Origin of the sequence: uncultured Acinetobacter sp. (assembly GCF_947624825.1) — a bacterium.
GTDB lineage: Bacteria > Pseudomonadota > Gammaproteobacteria > Pseudomonadales > Moraxellaceae > Acinetobacter.
Genome location: NZ_CANQLZ010000080.1, coordinates 1 through 7,834, shown reverse-complemented (window position 1 = coordinate 7,834; position 7,834 = coordinate 1). Strand labels below are relative to the sequence as shown.

Here is a 7,834-nt window from a genome sequence, read left to right as displayed (position 1 = left end):
CGCAAGAGATCTAATGAATTTAATTGCTGGAATGGTGAATTGGATGCTCTTAAATTAACTTTCGCAAGAGATCTATTGTTCTTTAATTTATATTATGTCTGTGATTCAAACAGATTTTAAAGCACTTGGATAGCCATAAAAAAGGGATGCCTGAGCATCCCTTGATTCAATCTACAATTACTTATGACTGAGCGCGCTTTTCACCACGAATCAAAACATACATAAATGGAATAAAGATCAGCACCAACAGCGTACCAAAAATCACGCCACCCAATACGCTGGTGCCAATCTCTTGGCGGCTGGCGGCTCCTGCACCACTTGCCAACACCAATGGCACAATGCCGGCACCAAACGCCAACGAAGTCATTAAAATTGGACGTAAGCGCAAACTTGCACCTTCGATGGCAGCTTCAATCACCGCAACACCACGACTTTGTGCCAAAGCTGCAAATTCAGCAATTAAAATCGCATTTTTACATGACAAACCAATGGTGGTGAGCAAGGCAATTTGGAAGTAAATATCATTTGGAAAACCCGCAAAGTAGCTAAAAATAATATTACCGCCAATGCCTAATGGAATGGCTGTCATCACGGCGGCAGGAATGGACCAACTTTCGTATAACGCAGCTAAACATAAGAAAATAAAGCCAATCGAGATTAAATACAGCCATAAAGCTTGATTGCTTGAGCGTTGTTCTTCAAACGCTAAACCGCTCCATGACAAATCGACACCCGCTGCCTGATCAATCAAGTTTTGAATATCTTGCATGGCTTGACCGGTCGTGCTGTTTTTTGCAGTGTCCGCTTCCATTTCTAAGGCGCTATAGCCCATATAACGATTGACCACCTCAGGGCCGCCCGTCCAACTGAGCGTTGAAAATTGGTTAAAAGGCACCATTTGGTTATTGCTATTTCTAACCGACCATTCGGCTAAATCTTCAGGTGTGGCACGAAACTCAGCGTCACCTTGCATAATCACGCGTTTAATCCGACCACGGTCAATAAAGTCATTAATATAGTTACCACCCCATGCGGCCGACAAAGTCGAATTGATGGCATTTTGCGTCAGACCTGCGGCCATGGCTTGCTTTTGTTCAATGGTTACTTTGAGTTCAGCTTTTTCAGGATTGGATTTTTTACCTAAATTTTCAAAACTGTTATAATTTTGGGCTGTATGTTGCAGTTGATCAAATTGCGCCTCTAAAGCATGGCGCCCTTGCCCTTCTACATCGCGCAGCCAAAAACTTAAACCATCGGTTTGACCCAAACCATTGACCGATGGTGGTAGCATCATACTAATTTGCGCATTCGGGTGCTGTCTAAAATGAGCAAGCGCACGTTCACGAATCGCTTGTGCGCTATTGGCTTGGCCTTGGCGTGCATCCCAATGTTTTAAGGCAATAAAGCCTTGGGCTAGATGCTGCCCCGAGCCTGAAAAATTGCGTCCATAACGCAGCATGACTAAATTTACATTGTCTTTTTCTTGCGTTAAGAAATATTCACGAATTTCCTCACCCACTTCACGGGTTTTAGACAACGGTGCACCTTCTTGTAGTTTCAACTGCACACTTAAAATGCCTTGATCTTCGCTAGGAATAAAACTCGTCGCCAAACCACGATAAAACAAAGTAAATACGGCAATCAAGCCGCAAAATATCACTAAGGTAATCAGCTTATGTTGAATGGTGATGTGGGTCAGTTTTAAATACTGCTGTTTAATACGCTCAAGCTGGGTATTAAACCAAATTGCCCATTTGGCTTGTTTGACATTGGGTTTTAAAATTAAGGCACATAACGCAGGTGTTAAAATCAGTGCCACCAACAAAGATAAACTCATGGCAGCCACTAAAGTGATCGAGAATTGACGGTAGATAACCCCCGTTGAACCCCCAAAGAATGCCATTGGGATAAACACCGCGGTGAGTACCAAAGTAATACCCACCAAAGCCCCACTAATTTCTTGCATGGATTCAATGGCAGCTTGTTTGGCTGACATGCCTTGTTCATGCATCAAACGCTCAACGTTTTCAACCACCACAATGGCGTCATCCACCAACAAACCAATCGCTAACACTAGGGCAAACAAGGTTAAGGTGTTGATGCTCATGCCAAGTACATACAAAATCGCAAGCGTGCCTAAAATCACCACAGGTACGGTAATGGTCGGCACCAAAGTGGCGCGCCAATTTTGTAAGAACAAGAACATCACGATCACCACCAAAATGATCGCCTCGATTAAGGTTTTCACCACCTCTTTCATGGATTCTTTGACAAATGGCGTGTTATCACGTGGATAAACAATGTTATAGCCTTCAGGCAATTGTTTTCTTAAGCGCTCAATTTGTTGATCAATCAATTCCGCTGTGGCAATGGCGTTGGCACCAGATGATAAAGAAATCCCCATGCCTGAAGATGGATAACCATTAATGGTGTTATAGGATTGGTAATTTTCTGCCCCAAGCTCAACACGTGCTACATCTTTTAAATAAACAAAGTCTCCACTATTACTGGATTTTAAAATAATATTTTCAAATTCTTGAGCGCTACGTAAACGACTGCCTGAGGTGACTTTGGCATTTAAATACTGTTCAGTGACTGTAGGCAACTCACCAATTGCACCGGCCGCCACTTGGGTATTTTGTGCTTCAACCGCAGCACGTACATCACTTGGCATGAGTTTATATTGCTTCAGCTTTTGTGGATTCAGCCAAATACGCATGGCATATTGCGACCCGAATACATCTACCTCACCAACGCCCTCAACACGCGCCAATTCTTGCTCTAAGTGGGTCAGCATATAATCCGATAAGGCAATGGTGCTGCTTTTGCCTGTTTCGTCATATAAGCCAATCACCATATGGGTATCGCCTAAAGATTTAAACACGTTTACGCCTTGGCGTTTCACGTCTTCAGGCAAACGGTTGAGTGCGCCATTAATGGCATTTTGTACTTGCACTTGGGCAGTGTCAGGGTCGGTGCCATTGTTAAAACTAATACTAATTCGGGCACGTCCTGATGAATCACTGCTTGAACTAAAATACAGCAAATTATCTAGGCCTTTAATTTGCTGCTCTAAAACTTGGGTAACACTTTCTTCCACCGTTTCTGCCGAAGCACCACTATAGGTGGTGGCCACCGTAATCCGTGGCGGCGCAATATCAGGATAACGCTCGATGGGTAAGTTCATCATTGCAAAAAGACCAAATGCCATCACAATGATGGCCAGTACTCCTGCAAAAATGGGTCGTTCAATAAAAAATCTAGATAGCATGAAGTGTCTACATGGTGCACATTGAGGCACAAAAGAGGCTGTAAATGAGAATAAATATTGTGTGAGGGATGCATAAAATACAAGCAAAATCGCATGCTTGATACAAATATGAAGAAATTATGAAGATCTATGTTTTGTCATCACAGTTAAAACTAAAGCTTTCATAATCAAGTTTTAATAACAATGAGCTAATCATGCTAAAAAGAACCACCCTATGTTTATCTTTGGCCTTACTTGCAGGCTGTAATGACGACGATAACAATTCAGTACATAGCAGTGCAGCACCGCAGTATGAAGAGCCTCAATTACTGATTGTCGGGCATCGTGGTGCCAGTGGTACACGCCCTGAACATACGTTAGCCGCGTATCAAAAAGCCATTGATGATGGTGCTGATTTTATTGAGCCGGATTTAGTCCCGACCAAAGATGGTTATTTGGTGGCACGCCATGAAAGTGAAATAAAAGAGACGTCTAATATCAGTACATTAACTCAATTTGCTGATCGTGAGCAGACCAAAGTGATTGATGGGGTGAGTTATAGCGGTTGGTTTACCGAAGATTTTAACTTAGCTGAACTCAAACAACTCAAAGCGCGTGAGCGTATTCCTAATGTACGTCCTAACAATACCCAATATAACGATTTATATGATATTCCAACCTTAGAAGATATTATTGAACTTACCGATGCACATTACCGTAAAACCGGCAAAATCATTGGCTTATATATTGAAACTAAACATCCTAGCTATTTTGCAAGTTTAGATTTAAGTATGGAAGATACTTTGCTTAAAACCTTAGCCAAGTATGAATATACCCGTGACATTGCCCCTGTTTACTTACAATCATTTGAAGTCAGCAATTTACAATATTTAGATGAACAGCTTGATCGTTTAAAAACTTTAAAACATGCCAAAATCGTACAGTTGTATAGTGGTAAAAACAGCCAACCTGCCGACTACGTGTTAAACAACATTCCCAATACCTATGGCGATTTAGCCACCCCTGAAGGTTTAAAATTTGTAGCAAGCTATGCCGATGGTGTTGGGCCAAGCAAAACTTACATTCTACCTAATACGCAACCTGCCACCCCAACCTCTTTTGTACAAGACGCACATGAATATGGCCTCAAAGTGCATCCATATACTTTACGCTCAGAAAATAATTTCCTACCTGATTATTTAGACTGTAGTAACAATCCTGCTGAATATTGTGAGGCGGGTGCTTTAAAAGAATTTGAATTGTTTTTTAAAGCCGGTGTAGATGGTGTATTTACCGATGACCCTGCGCTTGGGCGTAAAGCTGCGGATTTATTCTTGGCTCAACAAGGTAAATAAAGCATAAAAAATCCCCGCACAAAGCGGGGATTTTTTTATGAATGAGCGATGATTACATCATGCCACCCATACCACCCATACCGCCCATATCAGGCATGGCTGGTTTGTCTTCTGGAATGTCTGTAATCATGCATTCAGTAGTCAACATTAAGCCCGCTACAGATGCAGCATGCTCAAGAGCCGAACGGGTTACTTTTGCAGGATCTAAGATACCCATTTCAAGCATGTCGCCATATTCGCCAGTGGCTGCGTTATAACCGAAGTTGCCTTCGCCATTTTTCACAGCATTGATCACTACAGATGGCTCGTCACCTGCGTTAGATACAATTTGACGAAGTGGCGCTTCGATCGCACGGCGTAAGATATTAATACCTACGTTTTGGTCATCGTTGGCACCTGTTACACCGTCAAGCGCTTTGGCTGCACGTACCAGTGCAACACCACCACCTGCAACAACACCTTCTTCAACCGCAGCACGCGTTGCATGAAGTGCATCGTCTACACGGTCTTTCTTCTCTTTCATTTCAACTTCAGTTGCAGCACCAATTTTGATAACAGCAACACCGCCTGCTAATTTAGCAACGCGTTCTTGAAGTTTTTCTTTGTCGTATTCAGAGCTAGATTCTTCAATTTGAGCACGGATTTGCGTTACACGCTCAGCGATTTGAGTTGCGTCGCCTGCACCATCTACAATCACAGTGTTTTCTTTAGACACAGTGATTTTGTGCGCTGTACCTAGGTGCTCAAGTGAAGTTTGGTCTAACTGCATACCAATTTCTTCAGAAATTACCGTACCGCCAGTCAAGATCGCGATATCTTGTAACATTGCTTTACGACGGTCACCAAAACCAGGTGCTTTAACAGCACATACTTTGATGATGCCACGCATGTTGTTCACAACTAAAGTTGCAAGCGCTTCGCCTTCAACATCTTCAGCAATGATCAGAAGTGGTTTACCTGTTTTAGCCACTGCTTCAAGTACAGAAATCAACTCACGAATGTTGCTGACTTTTTTGTCTACAAGAAGGATAAACGGATTTTCAAGTTCAGCCGTTAGTGTGTCTTGTTTGTTGGCAAAGTATGGAGAGATATAACCACGGTCAAACTGCATGCCTTCAACTACATCTAAAGCATCTTCAAAGCCTGATCCTTCTTCAACAGTGATCACGCCTTCTTTACCCACACGTTCCATTGCTTGTGCAATTAAAGAACCTACAGTGGTGTCAGAGTTTGCAGAGATCGAACCCACTTGCTCAATGGCTTTAGAATCAGATGCCGGTTGTGCTGTAGCTTTAATTTCAGACACTAAAGTTTTAACCGCAAGGTCAATACCGCGTTTTAAGTCCATTGGGTTCATACCCGCAGTCACAGACTTAATACCTTCGTTTAAGATCGCTTGCGCCAACACAGTTGCAGTCGTTGTACCATCACCTGCGATGTCGTTGGTTTTTGAAGACACTTCACGTACAAGTTGAGCACCCATGTTTTCAAACTTGTCTTTGAGTGAAATTTCTTTGGCTACAGTCACACCATCTTTAGTGATATGCGGTGCGCCAAAAGAGCGGTCAATCACAACGTTACGGCCTTTAGGACCTAATGTTACTTTTACCGCATCGGCAAGAACGTTAACACCTGCGATCATTTTTGAACGCGCTGAATCACCAAATTTTACGTCTTTAGCTGACATGTTTTAACTCCAAATTTTTAAAAATTATTAAGATGAATTAAAAAGACAAATTACGCTTCAAGTACTGCAAGAATGTCAGATTCTTTCATGATCAGAAGCTCTTCGCCGTCAACTTTTACAGTTGTACCTGCATATGTACCAAACAATACTTTATCGCCAACTTTTACATCTAAAGCGCGTACGCCATTGTCTGTGATTTGACCATTACCTACAGCAATGATTTCGCCTTGCGCCGGCTTTTCTGCTGCAGAACCTGGAAGTAAAATACCACCAGCTGTTTTTGTTTCTTCTTCAACACGACGGATTACTACGCGGTCATGTAATGGACGAATGTTGCTCATAGAAAACTCCATCAAATAAGTCTTAAAGTAAAAGGACGCCAACTTCGACTTTTATGTTCCTTCAGTCAACGTCAATAAAATCTATGACTCAGTTGTGGGGATGGAAAAAAACGCTTCAAGGGCAAAATTTAAAAAAAATGCATTTTTTTGCTTATTTTTTAACCTTTAAGCCTAAATGACTGATATTTGCACGATTTGGTGGCCCCTGTTTAAAACACTGCAAGACTGTATCAAAATAGTAATGCTGCACTTGGCCATCTAAATGAATGGTATTAAAACTATTGGGACGTCCTGCATGTAAACGATGAGAAATGGCTGTACCGGCTTGTACCGCCAAAATGGGCTGTTTAACTTTAAGGTCATAGACTTGGTTTAAGTCATCTACAGCAGTTTGATGCAAATGACCATGCAAAATGGCATTTAAGCCACTTTGACTCCAACGTTGTAAGGCAATTTTTGCCAACATGGGACAGTCTTTTTGACCATATTGATGTGCAGGAATATAAAACGGCTGATGCGCCAACAGCACTTTATATTTGTTGCTTGGAGCTGCTTGTAATTTTTGATCAATACGTTCAATTTGCTCAAGCGAAATATGGCCTTTGGTGTGATAACGCCGACGAATGCTATTTACCCCCAAGATATAAAAATCTTCGGTTTCTAAATCACGCTCTAAACTGCCAAAAAACAATTGATAACCATAAAACGGGGTAAATACACGCCGCCATAGTGCGTATAAAGGAATATCATGATTACCCGGCACCACCAAATAAGGCAATTTTAAACTGTCTAAAAACTGTTTGCAGGCATAAAATTCTCTTAAACGTGCGCGTTGGGTTAAATCACCACTCACCACCACCGCTTGAATGTTATGTGCGGCACAAAACTGCCCAATCGCCTGCATACAAGCAAGTTGCTCGGTACCAAAGTGCAAATCAGACAGATGTAGTAGCATACGGCACCACCACATTTAAAGCGGATCGCTCAACAGCAATGGTTAAAGGCGGTTTAACCTGCACCAACTCCCCATCAATGGCAAGCGTTAATTTTTTAGCCCGACTATGGATTTTGACTTGATTGGCCGCAAAACTATATACATCTGGGGTTTGTTCTAGTTGTCCACGCATTAGACCTCTTGCGAAAGTAAAAAATTGTTTATACTAGTCCCATGAAATATGAAAATTTAACTAGATTTAATGAT

The 7,834-nt window shown here is 41.9% G+C and carries 6 protein-coding genes; 1 reads left to right on the top strand and 5 read right to left on the bottom strand.

Annotated elements, in window-relative coordinates; genetic code table 11:
- Positions 1-181 precede the first annotated feature (181 nt).
- Positions 182-3,271, bottom strand: a complete 3,090-nt coding sequence (locus Q0017_RS12620; protein ID WP_298147419.1) for a multidrug efflux RND transporter permease subunit — start codon at positions 3,269-3,271, stop codon at positions 182-184.
- Positions 3,272-3,465: 194 nt separating this feature from the next.
- Between Q0017_RS12620 and Q0017_RS12615 the strand changes: the two genes are divergently transcribed.
- On the top strand, positions 3,466-4,605 hold the full coding sequence (locus Q0017_RS12615) for a glycerophosphodiester phosphodiesterase (RefSeq protein ID WP_298147415.1): 1,140 nt from the start codon (positions 3,466-3,468) through the stop codon (positions 4,603-4,605).
- Between the two features lie 52 nt (positions 4,606-4,657).
- Here the strand turns inward: Q0017_RS12615 and groL are convergent, their stop codons facing one another.
- The 4 genes from groL to Q0017_RS12595 form a co-directional block, all read right to left on the bottom strand.
- Entirely contained in the window at positions 4,658-6,292 is a 1,635-nt protein-coding gene (gene groL / locus Q0017_RS12610) for a chaperonin GroEL (RefSeq protein WP_298147412.1), read from the bottom strand.
- 50 nt (positions 6,293-6,342) lie between these two features.
- Positions 6,343-6,633 carry a co-chaperone GroES gene (groES, locus tag Q0017_RS12605; RefSeq protein WP_067729023.1) on the bottom strand — a complete coding sequence of 97 codons (291 nt, stop codon included), beginning with the start codon at positions 6,631-6,633 and terminating at the stop codon, positions 6,343-6,345.
- A gap of 151 nt (positions 6,634-6,784) precedes the next feature.
- A complete protein-coding gene (locus Q0017_RS12600) occupies positions 6,785-7,588 on the bottom strand; it encodes a metallophosphoesterase (RefSeq protein WP_298147409.1) in 804 nt (267 codons plus the stop codon).
- Positions 7,569-7,760, bottom strand: a complete 192-nt coding sequence (locus Q0017_RS12595; protein ID WP_298147406.1) for a hypothetical protein — start codon at positions 7,758-7,760, stop codon at positions 7,569-7,571. Before Q0017_RS12595 ends, Q0017_RS12600 begins: the two co-directional genes overlap by 20 nt.
- Between the last annotated feature and the right edge of the window lie 74 nt (positions 7,761-7,834).